The 228-nt window shown below is 68.4% G+C and carries 1 protein-coding gene; it reads right to left on the bottom strand.

From position 1 onward, the window contains the following. Positions 1-207: hypothetical protein (locus QCD68_RS17355; protein ID WP_301223911.1), on the bottom strand; the 207-nt coding region annotated here is incomplete at its 3' end. Between the last annotated feature and the right edge of the window lie 21 nt (positions 208-228).

Consider the following 228-nt stretch of genomic DNA (forward strand, 5'->3'; position numbering starts at 1 on the left):
GTCCATCGACGTCGCGGGGCCGCCACGTACGCGGATGCCGAGGATCGGGTCCGCGGCTACCGTCCGGTACCGCTCGGTCGTGATGCCCCTGTCCTTCCACAGCAGCTCGACCGCTGCGACGGCCTTCGCCGGATCGGTCGCCGGTGCGACCTGCATGAGGATGTACGTGTAGGTCAGGCCGTCGTCGGCTGCTTCGGTCCAGGACACAGCCGACGGTACGCAGTAGAC

It is taken from the genome of Curtobacterium sp. PsM8, from assembly GCF_030433875.1.
Classification (GTDB): domain Bacteria; phylum Actinomycetota; class Actinomycetes; order Actinomycetales; family Microbacteriaceae; genus Curtobacterium.